Origin of the sequence: Acaryochloris sp. 'Moss Beach', assembly GCF_021497025.1 — a bacterium.
Classification (GTDB): Bacteria; Cyanobacteriota; Cyanobacteriia; order Thermosynechococcales; family Thermosynechococcaceae; genus Acaryochloris; species Acaryochloris marina_A.
Window position 1 is genome coordinate 29,625 of sequence record NZ_CP071718.1, and the last position, 22,139, is coordinate 51,763.

Genomic DNA, 22,139 nt, shown 5'->3' on the forward strand with positions numbered 1-22,139 from the left:
TCGTACACCCTGATCACTACTGGAATTAGTGAAAGATTTACTTTGAGGGAACTTCAGCGATTTTGATGTAGGTGACATCCTACCACTTATAAGATTCAATCTGAGCACGTTAACGATAATAGAGGCAATCAAAAGCTATCTTGGGATCGCATCAACAACGAGTACAGTTCATTAAAAAAGTTGATGAAAGCCATGTTACACATAGAATCCAAGCGCTATCTATGTAGATAAGTATCCACTATTCTACTGTTGTTGAGAATAGCTGAAAGTACTGCTATATCTAGGTTCTGGAAGCATATTGCATCTTTTTACTCGTACCTCGGCTCAACCCCTACTGCAATAGATTCTATCTCTTTGCTCTAAATCACAATTAATAATTAATATAGGTATAAACGCTCATGATAACTCCCTCGTATTTGCTTCCATTAGGTGTAGCCGCAATTGTGGCAGCACCATTTCAAACAGCTCAAGCTTTGAACTCTACTGAAGTGAGCGAGATCGCGGAAGCCGTCACTGTTCAGATCGAGGGCCAAAATTCAGGGTCTGGGGTGATTATCAAGCAGCGAGGGAACATTTACACTGTGTTGACTGCGGCTCATGTGGTGGCAACTCCAGATGAATATGGCATCATCACCGCTGACCAGCAGCAGCATCCATTGAACTACAGCGATGTGAAGAAATTGCCGAATGTGGATTTAGCCCTCGTGGAGTTTACCAGCTCAAAAAAATATCCCGTCGCGAAATTAGGGGACTCTAACTCTGCAAAAGTCGGGGCTTCGATCTATGTGTCTGGCTTCCCTCTGCCTACTGCCGCAATTACCGAATCAATCTGGACATTTTCTAAAGGTGAGATTACGGCCAATTCAAAACGCCCGTTAGCTGATGGCTATGCGTTGGTCTACAGCAACAATACCTTGCCAGGAATGAGTGGCGGCGCAGTACTCAATAGTGAGGGGAAGCTCATTGGCATCCATGGCCGTGCCGATGCTCAACAACAGGAGCAAAAAACTGAAACGGTCTACGTGAAGACGGGCTTCAATTTGGGGATTCCGATTCATACCTTCTTGGGATTGGCGGCTACCGTGAGTCCTGAGTTAGGGTTCACTGGGGAGAAGGTGGAGCCGACAAGTACGGCATTGACGGCAGATGATTGGTTTTTACAAGCAGGCGACAAAATTCAAAAAGGTAATTATCAAGCTGCGATCTCGGATTTTGATCAAGCCATTGCACTTAATCCTGATTATGCAGAAGCCTATTTTAATCGGGGGAATGCCTACGCTGCGCTAAAGCAGTATCCCCAGGCGATCTCAGATTTTGATCGAGCCATTGCACTCAACCCTGATTATACCTATGCCTACAATAGTCGAGGGACTTCACACCTAGCAGCACAACAGTTTCCTCAAGCAATCGCGGACTATGATCAGGCAATCGTGCGGTACCAAAAAGCCCTTGAAGAAGGAAACAAGGTCAAGAAAGCAAGCACTAAAGCCAGTCAAGAACGGGTAGCAGAATATGCTCCTAATATTACAGAAGCTATCCAAACCGGAAAATCGGCGGATGCAGCTAAGTTGCTCCTTGAGGCCGGACGTAAGTGGCTCAATATTGATGATCCTGATGGTAGACAAGCTCTCGACAAAGAACTCAAGAATTTCCATAAAGTCCGTCGGATTGAAGCTGATTTAGCACAAGTTTACGTGTATCGGGGAATCGCTAATCATTCTTTGACGCAGTATGATTCGGCGATCGCAGATTATAACAAAGCCATTGCCATCGATTCTAAGTTCACGTCAGCCTACGTCTATCGAGGGATGTCTTACCATCTGTTGAAGCAATATCCCCGGGCAATCGCCGACTACCGAAAAGTCATTAACGTTAATCCCAAGGTTATACCGGTCCTCAACAATCTGGGGCTACTGTACTATGAACAGAATAATATTGAGGCGGCCATCACCCAATTGAAGCAAGCCATCAGTCTCGACAGCACTTTGGCAGAACCACAGCTTGCATTAGCCACAGCTTATGCCAAGCAGGGGAATCAAGCTCAAGCCACTCAACTTGCTAAAGCTGCACTTCGCATCGACCCTAAATTGGCTCAAGCTGACTATCAACGTAAAAATGGATGGGGCGATCGACTCATTGCCGACACTCAAAAACTAATCGCGACATCATCTCAAAATTCGGTTTCCCCGTAAATGTGAATGAACTGCCCCCTTCTTGATCCCTTTAAACCAAGGCAATGAACCTCGGGCCACCTGTAAATTTTTCAGGATGAGGAACTGCTCAATGCGTTGAGATCGGGGTTGAGGGTCTATTTGGACAGAAAACAACTCTAAGGCTGAAATACATTTACAGCAAGGCTTACAGCTCCTAAAAGTTGTGTTTCTTCTAAGACAAGAATCGCCAGAACCGTTCCCACATAAGTATTTCAAGGTTTTACAAGTTTTGGTTTTTAACCTGAATATACCTGAAAGCCTTGCAATCATTGATTTTCAGACATACGATTCCCATCTTTTATCGTTACTGCCCAGGCTTAAATCATTGTGTTGAGAATGAAGTTATCACTCTCTCTGGCGCTATGTTTTAAGCACAACAGCAGTCAATCCATGATCTTCCGTTGAACAAGAAAGTCTCTGATCAGACAATTAGTGAATCTGATATTCGAGCAATCTACCATCAAGGTGAGGATGCGGTTGTTGAGCTAGTCACCCGTCTTATCGAGCGGATAGAGCGACTAGAAGAACGTCTTGACAAGGATAGTCGTAACAGTAGTAAACCACCCTCAGGCGATGGCTTTGGGAAGCGGACAAAAAGTCTACGGGGTAAGAGTAAACGCAAAAGTGGCGGGCAAAAAGGTCATCCTGGTCGCACATTGGAATGGCGTGATACCATCGATGCCGTGGTGTTACATCCGGTGACTCAGTGTCAAGAATGTGGTGCCTCTTTAACCGAAGTAGCAGCCCACAACTATGACCTTAGGCAGGTTCATGAATTACCCCCCTTTGTCATTACAGGTGATTGAGCATCAAGCAGAAGTCAAATATTGTGAGCACTGTCAAACCTTGAGTCGGGGTGTATTCCCTGCAGATGTCACCAATGTAGTTCAGTATGGCAGCAGCCTTAAAGGCTTGATGGTGTACTTGATGGACGCTCAACTGTTGCCGTTTGAACGAACGAGTGAGCTGTTGAAAGAAGTTTTTGGCTGCCAGGTTTCTGAAGGAACCCTCTGCAATGCCCGTACAACCTGTGCTCAGAAATTAGAACCGATTGAGGTACAGATCAAAGACGGTATTGAGCAAGCAGCAATAGGGCATTTTGACGAGACAGGCCTGCGGGTGAACAGCAAGCTATGGTGGCTACATGTCGCCTGTACGAGTGGGTTGACCTACTACTTTGTTCATGCCAAACGCGGAAAAGCAGCGATGGACGAAATGGATATTCTGCCGAACTTTACGGGCACCAGCATTCATGATGGTTGGCAGAGTTACGCCACCTATGATTGTGCTCATGGTCTCTGCAATGCTCATCATTTGCGGGAGTTACGCTTTATCGTTGAGCACTATCAGCAACCTTGGGCTGAAGAGATGATGACGTTGTTGGTGGACATCAAAACTCAGGTAGAGAGTGCTCATGCTGAAGGCTTAAAAGCTCTCAGCACAGAACAAATCGAGATGTTTGAGCAGCGTTACCGAAAAGTATTAGCCGATGGATTCAAGAGTAATCCAAGCCTGCCAGTTGATGAAAACGCACCTAAGAAACGAGGCAAGAAAAAACAAAGTACACCGAAAAACCTTCTCGACCGATTTGAGAAGTACCAATCTGCTGTCCTGGCCTTTATGTATGATTTCCAGGTTCCCTTTGATAACAATCAGGCTGAACGGGATATTCGCATGATGAAATTGAAGCAGAAGATCTCAGGTTGCTTCCGCTCGTTGGCGGGTGCCCAGCAGTTCTGCCGTATTCGCGGTTATATTTCGACTTTGAGAAAGCAAGATATCCCTGTACTTGATTCACTTAGAAGTATTTTTGTTGGAACTCCTGAGGTACCAATGCTTCAGCCTGGGCAGTAACCTTTTATCTAAAATGCAGCTAACCTCTCTGTAGGGGATTCAAATGGTGATTCATAGAAGTTCCGACTTTCTTCGCTATAGATAGCGTCGGTAGTTAGGTGAGATTATCTCAGCCCCCTATTCTTGAGAAGCTATATAAACCGGTGCTCTGAGGATCTGAGCTTCGGTCCAAATGTGTTCAGTTAATCCAACTGCCATGGCAGGAGTTCTCTGTTGAAAGCGCTTTTTACCCTCGGTTACTTCTAGAGGAGTTCGTAAACTGCGATGCACTCTCACCCAGTTGTAAACTGTAGCACTCCACCAAGCAACGGCCTGACGAGTATTACTGCGATGAGCGAAAGCAAGTGAGCGTCTGACTTGATGAGCATTCATCCGTCGTGCAGTGCCATTGAAACGCTCCACAGTTGAGGTGTTGGGAATGTTGTACCCTATTTCATCTAGCGCTTGATTGATCCGTTGCCAGCTCCCATGAGCTTTGCTCACCTCTACAGCTTCTAACTTTTGTCCCTGACGATGCTTGATGACTTGGACGTGGGCAAGGGTTCGAGGAATCCGATACTTGGAGTTGGGAGGTCGACCCATCGTGCTTTGACGGGGGGGAGGTAAGACACCCCGAAGATGACCGGAAAGAGAGTGCGATAACTCGCTTCTCCATCGGTCATCAGCACCAGGTCTTGGGGATGAGCTAGTCGTCTGTGACTGCCTTGCATCAGCCTTTCTATCAGGTCTGTGTTACGGGGACCAATTGCCACGTGGACAATGAATTTACTGGCGGCATCAATGGATACCGCATCCCAACACTGCTGCTTTTTGCTGGCGACGTATCCATGACGTTCGTCCATCTCTAGTATGTCGATATCCAGTTGCTGAGCTTCCTGCTCATGAAAGTCCTGGGCATGCTGACCAAACTTGAGGGTCAAACGTTTCACCGTATCCGGATGGGTGTAGGTCAGACGTGATGTTCCTTTGATAGACGTTCCTTCTGCAATTTGACGACCTACTTCTATTGCTCGAGATTCAGGGATTTTTGTATTCCAAAAGGCAGTGTTCTTGCGTTCACTGAACTCTGCTCCACAGCTATGACAGCGCAGATACCGTATTCGATCTTGTCCGTATACTTTACGTACTGTTAAATTCTCAAGGCCCGCTTGACCATAGCTTTCACAGTTAGAGTTCACGCAAGCTAGCTCTGAAAGTAATGGCCTTTTTTTCTCTTCCATGGGAGTATCTTGGCTCAATAACTCCCTTCAGCAATACCTTTTTCGAGCCTCCCTTAGCTAGAGGGGCTGAGATAATCTCACCTAACTACCATAGCGTCTTAGTAAGCAACATTATCAAGGTATATTTTTACAATCTCTTGGGTCACATATTTTAAGTACAGAATCGACCTATAGTGCTATGACAGCAAAGATATTCTTCGACCAAATAAGCTACCTCATCAGTACCCAGAAAGCTAGGTATCAACACTACTCACCATCTGCTCAGCAGGTGATACTGTCAAGAGCCAGACGCTGTATAAGCTTTAGGTAAAAGGTTCTAAGGATTATTCTACGTTATTAGCTTTGTCTCTCATGGATAGGAATGACTTGTCTTGAGAAACTTCTCACTGTACAAGAACATCAACATATTTAAGTTCTGCACACGAGAGGATGTGACACCTTTTTCGTGTAGAAGTGCTTAGATAATAGACTTCAGGAAGTCTATTAGGGGTATGGCAACGATTCGTGTAAAAAGTAGTCATAAGACCTTAAATCTTTACTAGGCAATCGTTGTAGTAAAGAGAATTTTCTTGGGATCACACATGAGAAGTCATAATTGCTCTAATATTTGCATTTTGGAACTTTAGGTCAAGGTAAGCCTAATCAATATAAAGCACATATTAGATTTACTGAAAGGTAGGCCAGCTAGTGATTTGGGGCTTTCTGAGCATTTACAAAAGCAACAGGGATGACGATAAGGCCAAAATTTTCTAAAAACCCAAAAATGAAAGATTTGCCCTCATCAGACCTCATTTTTATATTATTTTGACCTCGCAATATTCTGAGTTTGGTATAAGCATAGGCCAGGATATCTACTGCTATTACCTTTCAGCCCTATGATCAGTTTTTACACGAATCGTTGTCGGACCCCTTTATCAAAGATTTTGCCCTGACCTTGAGTTTCTATGATTTTGATGAATCCCTTCATTCGCTGATTCGTACTTCCAATGCCCTAGAAAGGCTGTTCCGGGAATTCCGAACCAAAGCTGATGAAATTGGTGCTTTCCCCAATGAGGAGAGCTGTTTAGCGATTTTCTTCCTCGTCTCACGCAGGGATCATGCCAAGCATGATCGGCTCAAAAACCATGGCGAATAAATCGGGACACTAACGTATATGGTGGGCAAGACTCATGAGATGGAGAAAGCTCTTTACCTATGCCGTTTTGCTGTCCCCTTCGATGCTATTGCTTATGTGTTTGGTCGAAATGCAATGTACTGGTATTGGGCCTATGCTTCACTGAGTCGAGCTTCTATCGTTGGAACAACTATCAAAGATCCTCAACTATTGCCAAAGCATCTAGTGGTGGATGAAAAGCATAGTTCAATGGCACTGAGATAAGCTTAATCAAGCAGCCAGATTGGCTTTGAGGACACAGCGCGGTTGTCGCATTCTGGGGAAGGGCTTAGGTCTTCGTTTAACGACCCTGGGTTCGAGCCGATGGGGTCGAACAGGCAGAAGGTCAGTAGCAATATTTTCAAGCAGATGAGCATACAACCGTTGACGTATCGCTTGTGTGGCCGTGGCTAACAAAACCAGCATCTGATTAAAGTGTTGTCGAGCCCCTTGTAAAGAGAGTCGAGAGCGGTCATATTCTGCCCATGGGGCAGCCTGTTCCATGAGACTTCTCAATAAGTTGTAGCCTAGCAAATGAGACCAAATATCCTTGCGCACCATTTCAGGTGTCTTTGCCGTGAGCATTTCCATCTTTAAGGTGGTTTTGAGGTGTCTCAAATTGACTTCAGCCGCCTGCCATCGCCATCCGTACAAGCGAGTCAATTGTTTAGCACTATAGCGCTGAGCATCCAGTAAGGTTGTGACGACGATAATGAACTGGTCTCGAAAGCCTCGACGCGATAGACGTAGCGATACCTCCCTGACTGTCAACGTTTTGGGAATCTCTGCAAACTCCATTGCACTCATGTGGGCGGGACACCGTGTGGGCTTTTGCCATTGAACTTGGTGGTCTCCTATCCCGTTCTTACGTCCTTTACGGAAGTCTGTATGACGGGCATGATGTTTACGTAAAACCCCATCGGCTCCTTGTTGTTGAATCAGGGCTAGAGCAACATAGCTGCCATAGGCTTGATCTGCTATGGCCACATCATCAACCTCCAGATCCTCATAAAGCAGCCGACTGATGACGATTTCACTCATGCTCCAGGGGGGCAATGCAGGCTGAGACCACTGCCCCCTGTGATTAAGCAAAAAAAACACCACTAAACGGGCAATGGGGAATCCACAGCCAGGAGCCTGATTGCCATGTTGAGGATACTCCCCTTGGTTCGCCGCACTATCAGCCATCAGCACTGTCGTGCCGTCATAGACTTTCACTGTTCGATTACACCAGTGGTGTTCTTGGGGAATGCTTTGCTCTATGTGATTAGCAGTTTCGGGAATTAACCGTTGCAGCAGGGACTCAGGTAATCTTCCTCGGGCTTTACTGTAGGCTCCTGTATCTGATGATGGGGGTTGGAGTCCTGCGGCAGTGAGCCAGGTGGTGATGCATTTGACTGTGTTGCGCAAGCTTTTGTCTGCAGATAATGCTTGGTAGAGCATGGCCCACAACGTAACGATGGGCGTATACACACGGTTGCGATAGGAGATTGATTCCTCTGCTAGGATGTCGGTCAGCCTTGAAGCGGGAAGAATATCCGTCCAGGGCAATCCCAGGCTTTGGGAAAACTGATGCTTGAGAATTTCGGCTGACTGAGACATAGTAGAAGGCAGATTATTGATGGATTGCAAGTCTTGATTCTATATCTATCAAGACTTGCAGCCCTTTTCTGCTTTCTTAAGTCAGTGACATTGAAGCATAGTTGGTTGAAGGGGAAGCGAGTCTATCTTCCTACGACAGTAGCCAACGGCTGTATCTTGGGTGTCAGCGTCACAGATTCAGCGAGTCCAGAAGCCCTCAGAGAAGGCTACCAAACATTTCAACAAGAAGCGCTACAGCTCGACCCAAGCTATGCGCCAATTACTGCCAACCATGATGGTTGGCTGGCAATACAGATAGCGATGAAAGTTTTGTTTCCCACCGTCAATTTAATTCTGTGCTTTTTGCATGCTGTCTTGAAGATTCAGAAAAGTTGTCGTCGTACTCCAGAGATCTTGAAAAACCTTACAGGGATGCTTTGGGCTGCTTACAAGCAACCGAATAAGACCCGCTTTCAGAAGAGTTTACGGAAGTTACGCAAGTGGACCAAAAAGAATGTCACTTCACCAGAGCTACGCCAGAAGGTGTTTAAGGTCTGTCGCAATGCTCCTAAATTTGGCCTATGCTTTTCCGGAATCCTATCGCACCAGTAACGCTGTAGATCGGTTGATGAATCATCAAAATCGAATGCTTTACTCTATGCAGAACTTCCACGGGACAATGGACTCAGCCTGTCAATCGATGCGCTCAATGGCCTTGGTATGGAATTTCCATCCCTATGGAACCAAAACGAGAGATGAGGAAACAGGACGTTTCTCCCCATTTCATGATTTCAATGGGTTCAGTTATCACGAAAACTGGCTTCACAACTTGTCCATCAGCATGTCTATGAATGGGCGTAGAGAAGGTGATTTTTGAGAGACCCCAGAATCCGTTAGAACGAGTTCCATCACGCACCACATTTAGCTTGAGTTCGAGATTGAGACGTGCGATTGCTTCTTGGGTTAGCTCAATGTCGGCTGCATCATCTTCGACTAAGAGAATTTCAATCATTATAAGTCTCCAAAGAAGAAAAATAGAGCTAGCTTGAGCATGATAAATTTCTTCGCAGATACTTTCAGCTTATATCTCTACTGGTCAATTTAAGGCACAATTAATACAGCTTAGATGAGAAGAGTACTAAAGCCAGATTCACTCATCCAGTCCCACATCATTGAACATCGAGAAAATAGCAGATCATCTTTATCCAGCTTCAAAGATCTCCAGGTACAGCGACACTAACACATGGCCGAAAACGATTTGAGTCTATACTCTCTGGAGAAAACTAGCTCAGAAACGACTTGTGTAATCATAGGTAAATAGGGCACTTTACAGTTAGCCCACTTTGGGTAGGGCATAAGCATTGCTATTTCCTTCTTTTAAGTGGCTTATAACGGTCGGCTATGGATACTAGAGAACTGGCGATTTCTAATTGCAATCGCGAACCGATCCACATTCCAGGTTGTATCCAACTCTTTGGAGCACTCATTGCTACCGACCAGAAGCTTGAGTACATTACCTATGCTTCCAATAATTTAGAAGCCTTCTTGGGGATATCCGGTCAAGATGCTCTGGGACAAGCTGTGCCTGCCATTCTCAATGAGCAGGCCACTCATAATCTCAGAAATGCAGCGGGGCACCCTACCATTACTTCACAACGGGAACGCATCGGATCTTATGTCATTGGTAACAGAAATTTTGATGTCAGTCTTCACCGCAGCGACAACCACTATCTGATTGAACTGGAGCCAATCCTTGCTGAAAATACTCAAAACCAATCGGCATTTGTTCAGACTAGATTGCTGTTGGCTCGTCTTCAGGAAACGACCGGGACTTCGTCACTTCTCCAATTAGCCGTCAAAGATTTGCAACGGGTGACGGGATTCGATCGGGTCATGGCTTATCAGTTCTTACCGGATGGGCCTGGAGAAGTTGTGGCTGAAGCTAAAGATGATGATCTGGATCCTTATCTGGGTCTAAGATATCCTGCCTCTGATATTCCTGAGCAAGTGCGGGCGATTGCGCTGAAAATGCCGATTCGGGCGATTGCAGACATCCAGGATCAGCCCGCCGACCTATTAACCGCTGATCCTAATAGCGAACCGCTAGATTTATCTCTGACCCATGTCCGAGCAGTTTCCCCTATTCACGTGGAATATCTAGCCAATATGGGGGTTCAATCCGCGATGAATCTTGCCATTATTGTCCGCAGGCAACTTTGGGGACTGTTCGCTTTCCACCACAACAGCTCCAAGCTTCTTTCTCCAGATTATCGGACCACTTGCGAGCTTTTTGGTCAGCTATTTTCCCTGAAGCTGCAACAGGTTTTAGAGGAAGAGCGGTTCAATACCCGTAAGCGAACCAGTTCTGCCCTTGCCCAAGTTGCCAATGAGCTTGAAACTAGCAGCAGTTTTGCTCAAACGGTTATGGCACTTGGTAGCAAACTTTGTACCATGCTCTCTGCTCAGGGGATGGCAGTCGTCTCTCAGCAAAGTGTTGAAACTTACCAAGAGGTCCCTTCGCCGAAAATTATATTGGAGCTGGTCAAACAAGTACTATCCACTCCTACCCCCGATTTAGTCCCTTTTGAGAATCTGAGACAGTTGGACCAGATTAATTTTGCTCAATTGGGTAAGTCAGCAGGGGCGCTAGTGCTCGGGATTTCACCAACAGATCAGGTCTTTGTCATCTTTTTTCGCAATGAAATAATCTATGACGTGTGTTGGGCAGGTTCGCCAAAAAAAGAGATTGTGGAAGGTGCCTATGGACCTCGATTGCAGCCTCGTGCTTCCTTTGCTGAGTATCGAGAAACGATTGTCGGTCAGTGTCAACCTTGGTCTTCCGCAGATTCAGAAGTTGCCTTAGAACTAAGGATGAGTTTGATGCAGTTGGCCATTCGTCAAGGAGCAGTCCAGCAACACGATTGGTTGAAACAACAGCGACAGCAGGATTTGCTCATTGCAGAACTCAATCACCGTGTCAAAAATATTCTGGCCTTAATCCGTTCCATCTCGCGTCAAACCCGCGAGTCCGCCGCTACGATTGAAGAATACACGGTACTTTTGGATCGGAGAATTGCGGCTTTAGCCTATGCCCATGATCTAGTGGCGGGAGAAGGCTTAGAATGGCCCAGTCTTAACACCTTACTTAGCATAGAGTTTCGGCCTTACCTCGCAGAAAAGGAACAGCAGGTCAGCCTGGTTGGTAAAGAAGTGGGTCTTAAAGCCAATTTTGTGCCCATGTTTGCTCTGGTCATTCATGAACTGGTGACCAACTCAGCCAAGTATGGTGCTTTATCCGCCTCCACAGGCAAAGTTGATATTCGCTGGATGGAACAGGATGGGGGGCTGGCATTCTATTGGCGAGAATCTGGTGGGCCTGGGGTCTTTCCTCCCAAACGTAGAGGATTTGGTAGAACCTTGATCGAACGTGCCATTCCCTTTGAATTTGAAGGGGAAGCCAGCATCCGTTTCCCTATCTCAGGGGTTCAAGTCTATTTCTGGTTACCTGAGCAGCTCATCCTTCTCCAGACAGGTGAGCACGATCTATCTACCCCCTCAAGTCTCCCCCCTCAAGAGAAAGAGAATTCAGACCCAGTCTCCGGTCGTGTCCTGATTGTTGAAGACAATCTGTTACTTGCCCTTGAGATGGAAAATACTTTGGAGTCTTTGGGCTTTGTTCAGATAGATACTGCTCCTCGGGTAAGGCAAGCGATCAAACTCTTACACCAGAAAGATTACATCTTAGGGGTATTAGACGTTAACCTCAAGGAAGAGAATAGTTTTATCGTTGCTGAACAACTCCTAGATCGGCAAATCCCGTTTTTATTTGCAACGGGTTATGATTCTAAATTCGTAATGCCAGAGCATTTGTCTCAGGTGCCGATGCTTAAGAAGCCTATTGAAAAGGAGCAATTAAACGTTGCTATTCAAGTACTTTTAGCGTAATCGGAACTGTATCTTTGGCTAATATCCTCATCTTTGAAGACAATTTTACCCTAGCTACATCCTGGCAAGAGGTACTTGAAGCCTATGGTCATCAGGTCGAGTACACTACCAATCTAGAAGCAGCTATGGAAAAGATCTATGCAGGCAGTGTCGATATTGCCCTCATTGATATTTTTATTCAACAGGACAATCGGCTGATTCCCCAAGGTGGGTTGATGCTCATTTCCAAAATCTACATGCTCGGCTTAGCGCAAAAACCCTGGCTGATTGCCGTTAGCGGTCGCTCCCATGATTCGAGTCTCTCTGTATTGGAAGTCGCCAAGAGTGTAGGAGCTGATGAATATCTCCAAAAACCCATAGACCTCCAAGAGCTACTTTCGGTGGTTGATCGGGTTATTGTCTCTCAATCCAGTTAACCTTAAGAAGCAGCTTGGGGTATAGTATCACAGCGATTAGGTAGCGTGAATGAAAAAGTTGCTCCTTGCCCCTCTTGAGAGCCCACCCAAATCTGTCCCCCGTGACGTTCCACAATTTTCTTGCAGATAGCCAAACCAATCCCTGTACCAGAATAGAGATCCCGATTATGTAATCGTTGAAAAATCTCAAAAATGCGATCTGCAAATTGAGGGTCGATACCAATACCATTATCTTGAACAAAAATAGTCCACATCTCATCAGTCTCAGTGGCCCAAATTCGCACGGTGGGAACGTCGTCTTGGCAATATTTGATGGCATTGGAAACACAAAGGTATGAAGTGGACTGCTCAAGGGGTGGCTGCCTTAGCTTCTTTGGAAGCTCTGAGTCGAAATGGAGATCTTGAGGCATGAAGAAAAACCAGAACTCTTCCCGACTGGAAGCTTGAACCGTTTGAAGAAGCTGCTTGAGATAGGCTGATCTTTACACCGACTTATGACCACTAGGGAGGTCGTTGTCGGCCCACTTTGCCAAGGATACTCTGGGTTACGACACTTGTGTTTTTGGATGTCGACTTTATGGTCCATAAAGACGGTATGAAATGCAGATTTAGAAAATCCTCGTTTATTAAGCTTCTGGCCACACTGAGGGCAACTTTCATAGCCAGGATCAATCAGCTTTGACTGGGCAGCGAGATAATCTATAGATTATTTACGCTTTCTATTGGAAACGAGTTGGGTTCTCACAGATTTTTCACGCTCTACCCAAATACTTTGTTAATTCGATTCCTCCCTTTCCCGTTTTCATGTGTTCAGATTCGAATTTTCTCGAATTTTCTCGCAAATAGGATAGCAATGGCTCCGTCCCTGGGAATGATGCATTATCAGTGTAGATATACGCACCTTTGTTGAGTTTGTGTTCCACCATTTGTAGCACTGGTAGGTAGAGATCATTCCATCCGTCGAGCAGTAAAAAGTCGATACCGTCATCGATACTGGCAAGCGTGTCCATTGCGTTTCCTTCGCGCAGATCCACTAAGTCTGCGATGCCAGCGCATTCAAAGTTTTTCTGTGCGATCGCGCACTTCTCGGGTAAAAGTTCACTGGTTACGATATGTCCCCCTGTTTGACGAGCCGCAGCCGCTAGAAACAGGGTAGAGATACCGAATGATGTCCCAAATTCAACAATGTGTTTTGAGCCTTCTGAAATTAACAGATCATAGATAAACTCACCTTGGTCCCGATTAATAGGCAAATAGGCTTTCCGGACATCGCTGGGTTTAAGGTCCCTAAATATTAGTTTAGGAAAGGCAGTGAGCAGTCTACGCTTATCTGAAGACGCGTCCTCATAGAGCAAATCTAGCGTGTTCAATACTGTAGCATCTACGATTTTGTACATAGTAATTTTCCTTTGATACGATGTGTACGAATGCAGTGTAGAGAAGGTATTTTTCGGCATCATGCCTTCCAATAGCCAGAGGCATAGGTCTTGGTTTTTGTATAGCCAGGCTGTGTCTTTACATAACCGTGCATTGCTTTCATCTGCGATTCCTCACCAGCAATAAATATGGCGGGTTGCCCGTCCATCCAATCGATTTTCTGAATATGCTTCAGCAGTTCGTTACACGATACATCCGGGTTCACAATCCACTGAAAATTCATATTAGGTGGGACGTCTATATGTTGTTGGTCTTGGACGGTAGGTACTTGCGCCAATACATAGCCTTTAGAACTAGTTGGCAGTTTTTCGACCGTCGCGGCCAGGGCGGGTAGAGCAGAGAAGTCGCCAACGATCAGATGCCAATCTGCTGAAAAATCCGTGTGTTTCACCGGGCCAGGGCCACCGATGCCAAGATAGTCACCGGGTCTTGCTTGCACTGCCCAATCGGCGACAATGCCGCTGTGGTTGTTGACCGAAAAATCAATCGTTAGTCGATGTTGTTCGGTATCAAATGCACGCACTGTGTAAGAACGAATCCACTTTTTAGCTCCAGAGTTAAACTCCAATTTGGGCTTTGTCTCACCGGGCTGTGGAACGATAACTTTAACGTGAGCACTCTCCTGACCAACTGGAAAATCTTGTAGGTCGTTACCTCTGAGTACAATACGTCGCATATGTGGGCCTAAATCCTGGACTGCGTGAACCTGTGTCAGCCTTAATTTGGGTTTCATGAAAATTAGTCCTTGGTTGCTTTTGTTGAATCAGAAATGGATGATAGTATCATCTATCTTGTTGACTTAACTATAGTTGACACTAGATGATAGTGTCAACTATATATTTGGAGGCTTTAAGAATTGACTACGTCACCTCTGATCGCATCAATGTTTCGGCTTATGCGTTCATTTAAATCTTGCCTGTCAGCCGAATTAGAAGCGGAGGGCTTGAGTATTGCCCCAATGCATATGAAGACATTAAAAATGATTGCCGCAATGGATGAGTGCACGGCGCAGCGAATCGCCCAATCCATCAATAGAGACAAAGCACAGGTGAACAGGGTTGTTCAAGAACTTGTGGCACAAGGGATGATTGAGAGAAAGCAGAATCCGGCTGACAAACGCAGTCAACTATTGCACTTGTCTGACAAAGGCGAAATTGCTCTGAAATCCATGAATTCTGTCGAGAATCGAGTTTTATACCGTATGACAAATGGAATCAATATAGAGAGTCAGCAGACCTTTATTACTTTGGCAGAGCAGCTACGTAGCAACTTGTAATAGGAGAGTAATTAAAGATGGGAGAAACTATACAGACCGGGGATTTTGATAGCTATCAAAATCTTATTTCTGGTTGAGATATCAATACACGCACTTTTGAGAGATTGTACGCTTCCTTTCCATTGCAGTCTGGAAGTTGGATGATGAAGGTTATGTGATCAAACAAGAAGATCTGGCAACCATAAGTCCCTACATCACCCGCCATCTTAGGCTCTATGGCGATTATGTTGTCGATGTAAACGATATTCCACAACCATTGGAGCTGGCACTCTCACTCCCCATAATGATTATGGAGACCATGACAGTCTGATTTGTGATCATTTATCCAGGTAAACGGATTGTCAGTTTATTGAAAATTTGAAGTCTTGAAACTCTCTTTAATATTGGCTTTTGGCGATCCTGTGAGAAAAAATTAGGCGTATGTCGGCTTAACCCCAAATAGCCCACCCACACTCCCCACAATCCTAGTGACCTCTCGGTGGCACTGTCTCCCTGATCGGCCTCTCGCAGTTGGGGCATCGTCCTGTGAAAATCGGATGCCAGTCCAGCAGATCCAGCTTCTGTTCCTTCGTCAGTTGATTTGAGGGAGAGGCGATGGGGGGTGCCGTTGTAGAAGGTTTTGGTGGGAGTCAACCTTGAATTATTACAGGTGTGATACTAGAAGTATACCCTCATGTTTTCGTCAGATTTGATTGGTAGATCTGAATTGAGTCAAGGATAGATTTTCAGCCAGAACCCCTAAAAAGTTGGGCCTTTGGGGAAGGCTGAGCCTAGGATTCTTCTAGAGGGCGAGTCTTTAGAGGAATCCTAGCTGTAAAGATGAGTCCGTGCCCCCAGATTTCCTTGGTAGGTTTTGAGTGTCATTCCCTCAGAACCCTGTTGATATCCATAAATACAGGGTTGCCCCTTGAAGATACCGCTATGCTTTGAGGGGTTTCTTTTGGCCCTATATGAGGTTTCGGAGTCTCCAAGTCCTCTCACTGTAATCACTTGAATATCTTAAGTTGATAAAAATGCCCTAAAACTATGCTTTAGTTAACTCGCTTAGGGGGTATATCAGAGTGACCCTTTGAGGTTTGCTTTTCCATTTGTGGGAGCGATAATCGAGATTCCGTGCCCCCCAAATTTCATCAGGTTTGATTGATAGATTTTGGGTAGAGGCTCGTTTGAAGTCTCTATTGCAGAATGTAATTGATGACTGGATTATATACCTCCTGGAGAAGCCGTGCTTTAGGAGGTTCTCTGTTGGTTTGGTTCTGGCAATAGCTAAGCAGTCTTGGCCTTTGTAGCTTGGTCACAGTTTTTCTGTAATTTCTTCATGGCTTTGTTGATGATTTGTCGAATCCGTTCCCGGCTGACGCCAAGCTGTTGACCAATCTCATTCATTGTCTTAGGTTCACCATCTTCTAATCCATACCGCTGGATAATCACATAGCGTTGCCGTTCATCAAGCAGTGATAAATAGCTCGATACCTCATCGCTCTGATTGAGCAGTTCAAGATAGGTTGGTGTCGAATGTTCTGCTTCAATCAGCTCCCCCAATGTTGTGTCTTGTTGATGCCCGACCCACATATCTAAAGAGAGAACATCTTGAAGATGATGCATGTTCTTCTTCAGTTTGTCGAGGTCAATTTCCATTGCCTTAGCAATTTCTACAAGTGTCGGTTCACGACCAAATTCCTGAGAGAGTTGTCGTCGAGTCTGTTTGATTTTGTTGCCTGTCTGCCAGTGGCATGCAGGTAGACGAATCACACGGCTATTACTCTGTATGGACCGGGTAATTCCCTGTCGAATCCACCAATAGGCATAGGTACTGAATCGATACCCCTGCTCTGGCTCAAACTTATCAACGGCTCTACTCAATCCGATGCTGCCTTCCTGGATCAAGTCTATGAATGGCAAGCCCCGATTCTGGTGTTTTTTAGCAATGGAGACGACCAGGCGCAGGTTGCACTCGATCATCCGTTGCTTAGCCCGAAGACTACCTGCTTTAGCTTGTCGTGCTAATTGGATTTCTTCTTCATGGGAAAGGAGAGGATAGCGACCGATTTCTTTAAGATAAGTACCCGTGCTGTCCGTATGAGTGACCATCACTGCACCTTGCAAACATCGTTGCTAGAGAGATACCCCAAAATGTCGTAAAAGGGAATGAAATATTTTTATTTCTTAAGAAAATTTGAAGAATGTATTGACAGTTTTGCCAGAGTTCGGCTGTATGCCAGCATCACAATATTTCACTGAGAGTCCAATAATGATTGAGAGTGATCATTGTCTCCTTGAATTTGGAGAAGTTCACGGGTTTGAGGATATAGCCCGCCACATTGTAGTTATAGGCTTCAACACGATCTCGATCTTCGTCTGAAGTAGTTAATACCACCACAGGAATGCTTTTCAAGTCTGGGTCATTTCGCAGAGCTTCTAAGAATTCCAAGCCGTTCATTCTAGGCATATTCAAATCAAGCAAGATCAAACGCCTATAGGCTGGTATAGATGGAGAGCTATTAGATTCTCCTCGCAAAAGAGCTAGGGCTTCTAGGCCATTTTGGGCAATATATAGGGGGTTCAAGATGTTGCCTTTCTTGAATGCTCGCTTGACGTTCATCACGTCAACTTCATCGTCTTCTACCAACAAAATGTTGAGAACTTTCTCTTTCATCTCCTTCTGAATCACCTTGAAGTAATTATTTTTGTTCTAATGAAACTCTTTTTAAGAAAGAGTTTTTTAGTTTACAAGGCTGTTGTTGCAGTTCGTATCTGCCAAAAGTAAGATTTCAGAAGCCATTTCGATTTTTCAGTCTGTTTCTCGTTCTTTCGGATTTTGTGGAGTGAACTGCTCAATCCCTTTTCCCAACAATGTTCTGTAGGATATAGCATCCATGATGCCCTCACTCTTGGTCATCATGGAAATCACCAGTCCCGGACACAAAACCATTTGCCTTCCCTTTCAATCTGAAGCGGAATACCGGAAACTGATCACCAAGGGAAGTCCTTTCCGGGCAAAACTAGACGAACTGATTGCTAAACACCCTGAACTCTTTCCCTCCAGCATTTCTGAAGGCTATTGGCTTCATGATTCTATCCATTCCAAGAAGCTTGACATCACCACTCGTAGAATTAAATTGGTCGCCAACCAAGCAGTGTATCAAATCCGTCCCGCTTTTGTGTTGCCCTACATGGTGGGCATGACGGATGAGGTTGAAAAGGCCATGTACCTCAGACGCTTTGGCGTTCCCTTTGAAGCACTGGCCTATGTCTTCGGTCACGATCCGAACTTCTGGTATCGACTCCACCAAGGGCTTGGCCGTTTCTCCCTTGTGGGGACTACCGTTAAAGATCCAGAAGCCATTCCCATCAACTTAACGGCAGATGAAAAACACAGCTGGCTGTTAGGTGATCGCGTCTACATCCCGACGACAGTAGGCACTGGCTGCTTTCTAGGAGTGGATATTGTCGAGAGTGCTGAAACCCCTGACTTGGTGAAAGGATACGGCACTTTTAGAGATGAAGCCCTCAACTTGAATCCAGGCTATCAGCCTGAAACAGTGACTTTGGATGGCTGGGAGCAGTCCCATTGTGCTTGGAAGATCATCTTTTCAGGTGTTGCAATTATTCTGTGCTATCTGCATTCGGTTTTGGATATTCAGAAACGCTGTAGAAAGAAGAAGCTCACAGGAAGACTTTGGCACACCTACAAAAGTCCAACGAAACGCCACTTTGCTCAACGATTGCGTCGATTACGGGAATGGGCCAAACGCCATACCAAACAGGAAAGTATCCACAAACGACTGGCAGGTATGAAGGTCAAATCAAAGCAGTTTCAGGTTGCTTACGATTATCCGGATGCAGCTAGAACCAGCAACATGGTTGACAGATTAATGAATTATCAAGACCGCCTACTCAGAACTATGCAGTACTTTCACGGGGCTACAGATGTGGCTCGATTGTACTTGAGGTCCATGGCCTTATTGATGCAGAAAAGTCGTAAAAACCTCGCTAGGCAAGGATTACTAATCTGTTTGAGGAATGGAGTGAAACGTACAATGTGAGGCTTACATACCTTACTTCCCTTCAAGCACATGTCAACTCCTCTGCTGTACCGTCAGTCATGATGAGTTGTCAAGAGTCTCCAGCAGAATTTTTCTCCTTTAACTTCTCAGGAGAGTCATAATAAATTTCCCGGAAAGGTTTCCTCCTTTTTTTATTGGCGTAGCCTTTACTGAACTCTAAGTACTGAGAGATTAGTCGCAAGATTTGCAACAGTCAGTCATCCGTAGTCACTGCCTTAGCTGTGCCACCCTTTCCTTATTCGCCCTAATACTTTGCACCGCAAACAACATACACGTGGATATTTATTCAATACGCACCGACGGTACACCGTGGTTACAAAGCCAGAATTTGTTGATAAATCTTTCTATTTTCTCTCAATCTTTTCTTGATTTATACTTTCTAAATTAGCTAATAATATTCATTTGGTAAATAGATCCCTGACGGAAAGCAGCACGTATTCGACCTATTAACTTATGGGCTACTGCTACGATTGCTTTTTTCTTTCCAGTTCTAGAACAGAGTCTTTCAAAAAATTCCCTTAACTCTTTATCCTTTTTAATTGCTGTCCATGCAGATTCACACAAGATCCTTCTCACTCGTCTATTTCCTTGTCGTGTAATATGTCCTCTGCGAATGTTATCCCCGCTTGAATGTTCGGAAGGCGTTAAACCTGTATAGCTAAATAATTGTCGCTCATTAGCAAACTGACTCATATCTCCTAATTCGTTAGAGAGGACTCTTGCTGAAATAGGACCAATTCCTGGTGCTGAGCGATAAATTTTTTCGTTTGGATCACTCTTTGCCTGTTTCTTCAATTCTTGTTCAATAATTTTGATTTCTGCATCAAGACTCTTCCAAATTTTCCAGTAAGCATTAATCGCCAAGCTAAATTCAGGACTGGGTGAAGCTTCAATCAATTCTGCAACAAACAGATGACTCATGGTTCTGCGGTCTTCTGGTGCTATTAAGCCAAATTGATGACCTTTCATCCGAATCATATTTTGCATCGTACTTCGTTCACCGATGAGTTGCTCTCGGGTTCTAGATAATATTCTTTCTTGTTCATTTTCCTCAGATGGAATACGAATTGCTCGCAAACGTTTTGCTTCAAGAAGGGTTGCAATTTTTAAAGCATCTCGCTTATCTGTTTTTACTCGGTTATGCACTGCGACTTCAATACTGCCTGGATTAACGACAATACTGTTTATACCCGCCAATTCTAATGTTCTATGGAGGACAAATCCGGAGAAGCCTGCTTCGTAAGCAGTATAAATTTCAGCTCCTAAATAGTAAGATTTGAGTTGGGTTGCTAGTTTCTCAGGAGAAGCTGAAGTCTGCCATTTTTTTATAACTACTCCTTCCATTACGCTCACAACAGAATAGGTTCTCTTATGAACATCAATACCGATAAAAACTTTCTTCCCAACGTATTGATTATCTGCAGATGAATTTTTCATAATAATAGTCCCTATGGCTATTTTCACGTTTACGAGTATTGTCTCTCCCCTAGACCAAACTCATCATAGGAACAACTGCAAACTCAACTGAGTCAATGGATCACCCCAAAAGATCAACGCCATCTGACTGTGTTTTCTGAAAATATTGCTGCCATTCTTCAATCACAAAGTGGCTGTTTAAGCCACTGGATAACGTACTTGAGTCATCGTTCTTGTCATGCCCGTAGCCAGATGGAACGTCTAAGCTATTTTGTTCATAATTCCAGAATCACCGCAGAAACGTTCTACATTCCCGTACTCCAACAGTTCCTCAAAGCATGGGAAGGAGAGTCTATGATACTGACTCTGGATACCAGCATGTTGTGGGATGAGTATTGCTTGATAGAGGTCTGTTTGGCTTGGGGAGGACGTTCTTTTCCTTTGGCTCAGAAGGTGATGGAACATGGCAGTGCCACTGTCGCTTTTGTAGACTATTGCCCTGTATTATCCATGGTTCAGACTGTTTTGCCAGCTCATTGTCACATCACGCTCTTAGCAGATCGAGGTTTTGAGCATGGTGAGTTGATTCGGTGGCTACAGGCATGTCAATGGTCTTGGGCTATTCGAGCAAAATCAGATTTGAAGATTACCTTGGGCAGTGGTCGAAACAGAGCAGTATCAAAGCTGCTACCCGATTGTGAACAAGCGTCACTCTTTCGGGATGTCACGATTCTTGAGAACATTCAATGTCACTTGGCCACAGCTAAAGTCTCTGCTGCACAAGAGGCTTGGGCTGTGATTACGGATATACCTCCTTCGTTGCAAACCTTTGCGGTCTATGGCCAACGCTTTGGGGGAATTGAACCCCATTTCAAGGATTATAAGTCTGCGGCGTTTGAGATACCTCGCTCTTGAATCAGAGATGCTGAAGCCTTGGGACGGCTGTTGATGTTACTCGCTGCTGCCACCCTCATTGCTATCTCTATTGCGATTCAGGTGATTGCTCAAGATGAACTCAAAACAATTGATTGGCATACTCAGAGAGGGGTAAGCTTTCTGCAAATAGGGCTACGTCAGATTAATCAGCTTTGCTACCAAAGGTTACCCTTGCCACCTTTAGCTATGTTGCCACGTAGTAATCCGCCGCCTGCTTATGCCTCCCGAAAAAAACAAGAGGCCATGATTACTCGTATTGAATTCGCTAAGGTAACTGTCTTCTAACGCTTGCAGCTCACTTGAAGTTTTCTGCACCACTAAGGGTCCATGGCATTGATCTGGAATTTCCATCCCTACGGAAAGAGAACGACATCAAAAGATCCAGAGCGGTATTCTCCCTTCAAAGATCTCAATGGGTTTCAATACCACGACAACTGGCTGCAGAATCTCCTGATTGTAGGATCAATGAATGGTTACAGGCAATGACTTTCAGGCCGCTTCACAAAATCTGAAAGAACGAGGAATGTGGGTCAATCAAGCCCAGAGATATTGCTGCAGCTCAAGTGATTTGTACCCATGGGCAACGGAGAATAGAAAATGCCTGTGGAGTCGAGGTGACGGGGAG

20 protein-coding genes and 2 pseudogenes are annotated in these 22,139 nt (G+C 45.0%); 11 read left to right on the forward strand and 11 right to left on the reverse strand.

The genetic code is table 11. The annotated features are described in order from the left end of the window. The first annotated feature begins 443 nt into the window (after positions 1 to 443). Together HRE53_RS26735 and tnpC are read left to right on the forward strand one after the other, a co-directional pair. Entirely contained in the window at positions 444 to 2,192 is a 1,749-nt protein-coding gene (locus HRE53_RS26735; RefSeq protein WP_235111549.1) for a serine protease, read from the forward strand. A 422-nt stretch (positions 2,193 to 2,614) separates the two neighbouring features. Further along, positions 2,615 to 4,067, forward strand: a pseudogene (tnpC, locus tag HRE53_RS26740) (IS66 family transposase). A 117-nt stretch (positions 4,068 to 4,184) separates the two neighbouring features. Here the strand turns inward: tnpC and HRE53_RS26745 are convergent. Both HRE53_RS26745 and HRE53_RS26750 read right to left on the reverse strand, forming a co-directional pair. After that, on the reverse strand, positions 4,185 to 4,649 hold the full coding sequence (locus HRE53_RS26745) for a hypothetical protein (protein ID WP_235108108.1): 465 nt from the start codon (positions 4,647 to 4,649) through the stop codon (positions 4,185 to 4,187). Further along, positions 4,562 to 5,287, reverse strand: a complete 726-nt coding sequence (locus HRE53_RS26750) for an IS1 family transposase (RefSeq protein ID WP_235108109.1) — start codon at positions 5,285 to 5,287, stop codon at positions 4,562 to 4,564. The genes HRE53_RS26745 and HRE53_RS26750 overlap by 88 nt, the downstream gene beginning before the upstream one ends. Positions 5,288 to 6,185: 898 nt before the next feature. On the opposite strand from HRE53_RS26750, the gene HRE53_RS26755 reads away from it, so the two are divergent. Continuing rightward, on the forward strand, positions 6,186 to 6,422 hold the full coding sequence (locus HRE53_RS26755) for a transposase (RefSeq protein WP_235111551.1): 237 nt from the start codon (positions 6,186 to 6,188) through the stop codon (positions 6,420 to 6,422). Between the two features lie 18 nt (positions 6,423 to 6,440). Beyond that, entirely contained in the window at positions 6,441 to 6,665 is a 225-nt protein-coding gene (locus HRE53_RS26760) for a hypothetical protein (protein WP_235111553.1), read from the forward strand. A 6-nt stretch (positions 6,666 to 6,671) separates the two neighbouring features. Here HRE53_RS26760 and HRE53_RS26765 read toward each other — a convergent pair whose 3' ends face one another. After that, on the reverse strand, positions 6,672 to 8,042 hold the full coding sequence (locus HRE53_RS26765; protein ID WP_396133486.1) for an IS4 family transposase: 1,371 nt from the start codon (positions 8,040 to 8,042) through the stop codon (positions 6,672 to 6,674). Between the two features lie 84 nt (positions 8,043 to 8,126). Here HRE53_RS26765 and HRE53_RS26770 point away from each other — a divergent pair, with 84 nt between their 5' ends. Next, entirely contained in the window at positions 8,127 to 8,633 is a 507-nt protein-coding gene (locus HRE53_RS26770) for a hypothetical protein (protein ID WP_235111555.1), read from the forward strand. 94 nt (positions 8,634 to 8,727) lie between these two features. On the opposite strand, the gene HRE53_RS26775 is transcribed toward HRE53_RS26770, so the two are convergent. Continuing rightward, positions 8,728 to 9,033 carry a hypothetical protein gene (locus HRE53_RS26775; protein ID WP_235111556.1) on the reverse strand — a complete coding sequence of 102 codons (306 nt, stop codon included), beginning with the start codon at positions 9,031 to 9,033 and terminating at the stop codon, positions 8,728 to 8,730. Between the two features lie 389 nt (positions 9,034 to 9,422). Between HRE53_RS26775 and HRE53_RS26780 the strand changes: the two genes are divergently transcribed. Beyond that, entirely contained in the window at positions 9,423 to 11,966 is a 2,544-nt protein-coding gene (locus tag HRE53_RS26780; RefSeq protein WP_235111565.1) for an HWE histidine kinase domain-containing protein, read from the forward strand. A 14-nt stretch (positions 11,967 to 11,980) separates the two neighbouring features. Continuing rightward, positions 11,981 to 12,382, forward strand: a complete 402-nt coding sequence (locus HRE53_RS26785) for a response regulator (protein ID WP_235111567.1) — start codon at positions 11,981 to 11,983, stop codon at positions 12,380 to 12,382. 2 nt (positions 12,383 to 12,384) lie between these two features. Here the strand turns inward: HRE53_RS26785 and HRE53_RS26790 are convergent, their stop codons facing one another. The 3 genes from HRE53_RS26790 to HRE53_RS26800 form a co-directional block, all read right to left on the reverse strand. Beyond that, positions 12,385 to 12,792, reverse strand: coding sequence for an ATP-binding protein (locus HRE53_RS26790; RefSeq protein WP_396133487.1), 408 nt, complete (start codon positions 12,790 to 12,792; stop codon positions 12,385 to 12,387). Positions 12,793 to 13,134: 342 nt separating this feature from the next. Continuing rightward, a complete protein-coding gene (locus tag HRE53_RS26795; RefSeq protein ID WP_235111568.1) occupies positions 13,135 to 13,752 on the reverse strand; it encodes an O-methyltransferase in 618 nt (205 codons plus the stop codon). An 86-nt stretch (positions 13,753 to 13,838) separates the two neighbouring features. Beyond that, on the reverse strand, positions 13,839 to 14,552 hold the full coding sequence (locus HRE53_RS26800; protein WP_255801521.1) for a siderophore-interacting protein: 714 nt from the start codon (positions 14,550 to 14,552) through the stop codon (positions 13,839 to 13,841). A gap of 123 nt (positions 14,553 to 14,675) precedes the next feature. Here HRE53_RS26800 and HRE53_RS26805 point away from each other — a divergent pair, with 123 nt between their 5' ends. After that, positions 14,676 to 15,095: a MarR family winged helix-turn-helix transcriptional regulator gene (locus tag HRE53_RS26805; protein ID WP_235111570.1), complete on the forward strand. Its 420-nt coding sequence runs from the start codon at positions 14,676 to 14,678 to the stop codon at positions 15,093 to 15,095. 136 nt (positions 15,096 to 15,231) lie between these two features. Then, complete coding sequence (locus HRE53_RS26810) at positions 15,232 to 15,405, forward strand: transposase (protein ID WP_235111571.1); 174 nt, start codon at positions 15,232 to 15,234, stop codon at positions 15,403 to 15,405. An 11-nt stretch (positions 15,406 to 15,416) separates the two neighbouring features. Here HRE53_RS26810 and HRE53_RS26815 read toward each other — a convergent pair whose 3' ends face one another. From HRE53_RS26815 to HRE53_RS26825, 3 genes are all read right to left on the reverse strand, one after another. Then, complete coding sequence (locus HRE53_RS26815) at positions 15,417 to 15,728, reverse strand: hypothetical protein (protein WP_235111572.1); 312 nt, start codon at positions 15,726 to 15,728, stop codon at positions 15,417 to 15,419. Positions 15,729 to 16,361: 633 nt separating this feature from the next. After that, positions 16,362 to 17,186 (reverse strand): RNA polymerase sigma factor RpoD/SigA, encoded by an 825-nt coding sequence (locus HRE53_RS26820; RefSeq protein ID WP_235111573.1) that lies wholly within the window; start codon positions 17,184 to 17,186, stop codon positions 16,362 to 16,364. A gap of 133 nt (positions 17,187 to 17,319) precedes the next feature. After that, complete coding sequence (locus tag HRE53_RS26825; protein WP_235111575.1) at positions 17,320 to 17,751, reverse strand: response regulator; 432 nt, start codon at positions 17,749 to 17,751, stop codon at positions 17,320 to 17,322. A gap of 220 nt (positions 17,752 to 17,971) precedes the next feature. Here HRE53_RS26825 and HRE53_RS26830 point away from each other — a divergent pair, with 220 nt between their 5' ends. Next, on the forward strand, positions 17,972 to 19,141 hold the full coding sequence (locus HRE53_RS26830) for a hypothetical protein (RefSeq protein WP_235111578.1): 1,170 nt from the start codon (positions 17,972 to 17,974) through the stop codon (positions 19,139 to 19,141). Between the two features lie 405 nt (positions 19,142 to 19,546). Here the strand turns inward: HRE53_RS26830 and HRE53_RS26835 are convergent, their stop codons facing one another. Continuing rightward, a complete protein-coding gene (locus HRE53_RS26835) occupies positions 19,547 to 20,599 on the reverse strand; it encodes an IS110 family transposase (RefSeq protein ID WP_235111580.1) in 1,053 nt (350 codons plus the stop codon). 75 nt (positions 20,600 to 20,674) lie between these two features. Between HRE53_RS26835 and HRE53_RS26840 the strand changes: the two are divergent. Further along, positions 20,675 to 21,799, forward strand: a pseudogene (locus tag HRE53_RS26840) (transposase). Positions 21,800 to 22,139: the final 340 nt, after the last annotated feature.

Excerpts from the sequence above, each read along its gene's own strand:
- HRE53_RS26760 (WP_235111553.1), top strand. The coding sequence starts at position 6,441 with ATGGTGGGCAAGACTCATGAGATGGAGAAAGCTCTTTACCTATGCCGT.
- HRE53_RS26820 (WP_235111573.1), bottom strand. The coding sequence starts at position 17,186 with ATGGTCACTCATACGGACAGCACGGGTACTTATCTTAAAGAAATCGGT.
- HRE53_RS26830 (WP_235111578.1), top strand. The coding sequence starts at position 17,972 with ATGATGCCCTCACTCTTGGTCATCATGGAAATCACCAGTCCCGGACAC.
- HRE53_RS26825 (WP_235111575.1), bottom strand. The coding sequence starts at position 17,751 with ATGAAAGAGAAAGTTCTCAACATTTTGTTGGTAGAAGACGATGAAGTT.
- HRE53_RS26750 (WP_235108109.1), bottom strand. The coding sequence starts at position 5,287 with ATGGAAGAGAAAAAAAGGCCATTACTTTCAGAGCTAGCTTGCGTGAAC.
- HRE53_RS26745 (WP_235108108.1), bottom strand. The coding sequence starts at position 4,649 with ATGGGTCGACCTCCCAACTCCAAGTATCGGATTCCTCGAACCCTTGCC.
- HRE53_RS26790 (WP_396133487.1), bottom strand. The coding sequence starts at position 12,792 with ATGCCTCAAGATCTCCATTTCGACTCAGAGCTTCCAAAGAAGCTAAGG.
- HRE53_RS26780 (WP_235111565.1), top strand. The coding sequence starts at position 9,423 with ATGGATACTAGAGAACTGGCGATTTCTAATTGCAATCGCGAACCGATC.
- HRE53_RS26775 (WP_235111556.1), bottom strand. The coding sequence starts at position 9,033 with ATGATTGAAATTCTCTTAGTCGAAGATGATGCAGCCGACATTGAGCTA.
- HRE53_RS26765 (WP_396133486.1), bottom strand. The coding sequence starts at position 8,042 with ATGTCTCAGTCAGCCGAAATTCTCAAGCATCAGTTTTCCCAAAGCCTG.
- HRE53_RS26800 (WP_255801521.1), bottom strand. The coding sequence starts at position 14,552 with ATGAAACCCAAATTAAGGCTGACACAGGTTCACGCAGTCCAGGATTTA.
- HRE53_RS26835 (WP_235111580.1), bottom strand. The coding sequence starts at position 20,599 with ATGAAAAATTCATCTGCAGATAATCAATACGTTGGGAAGAAAGTTTTT.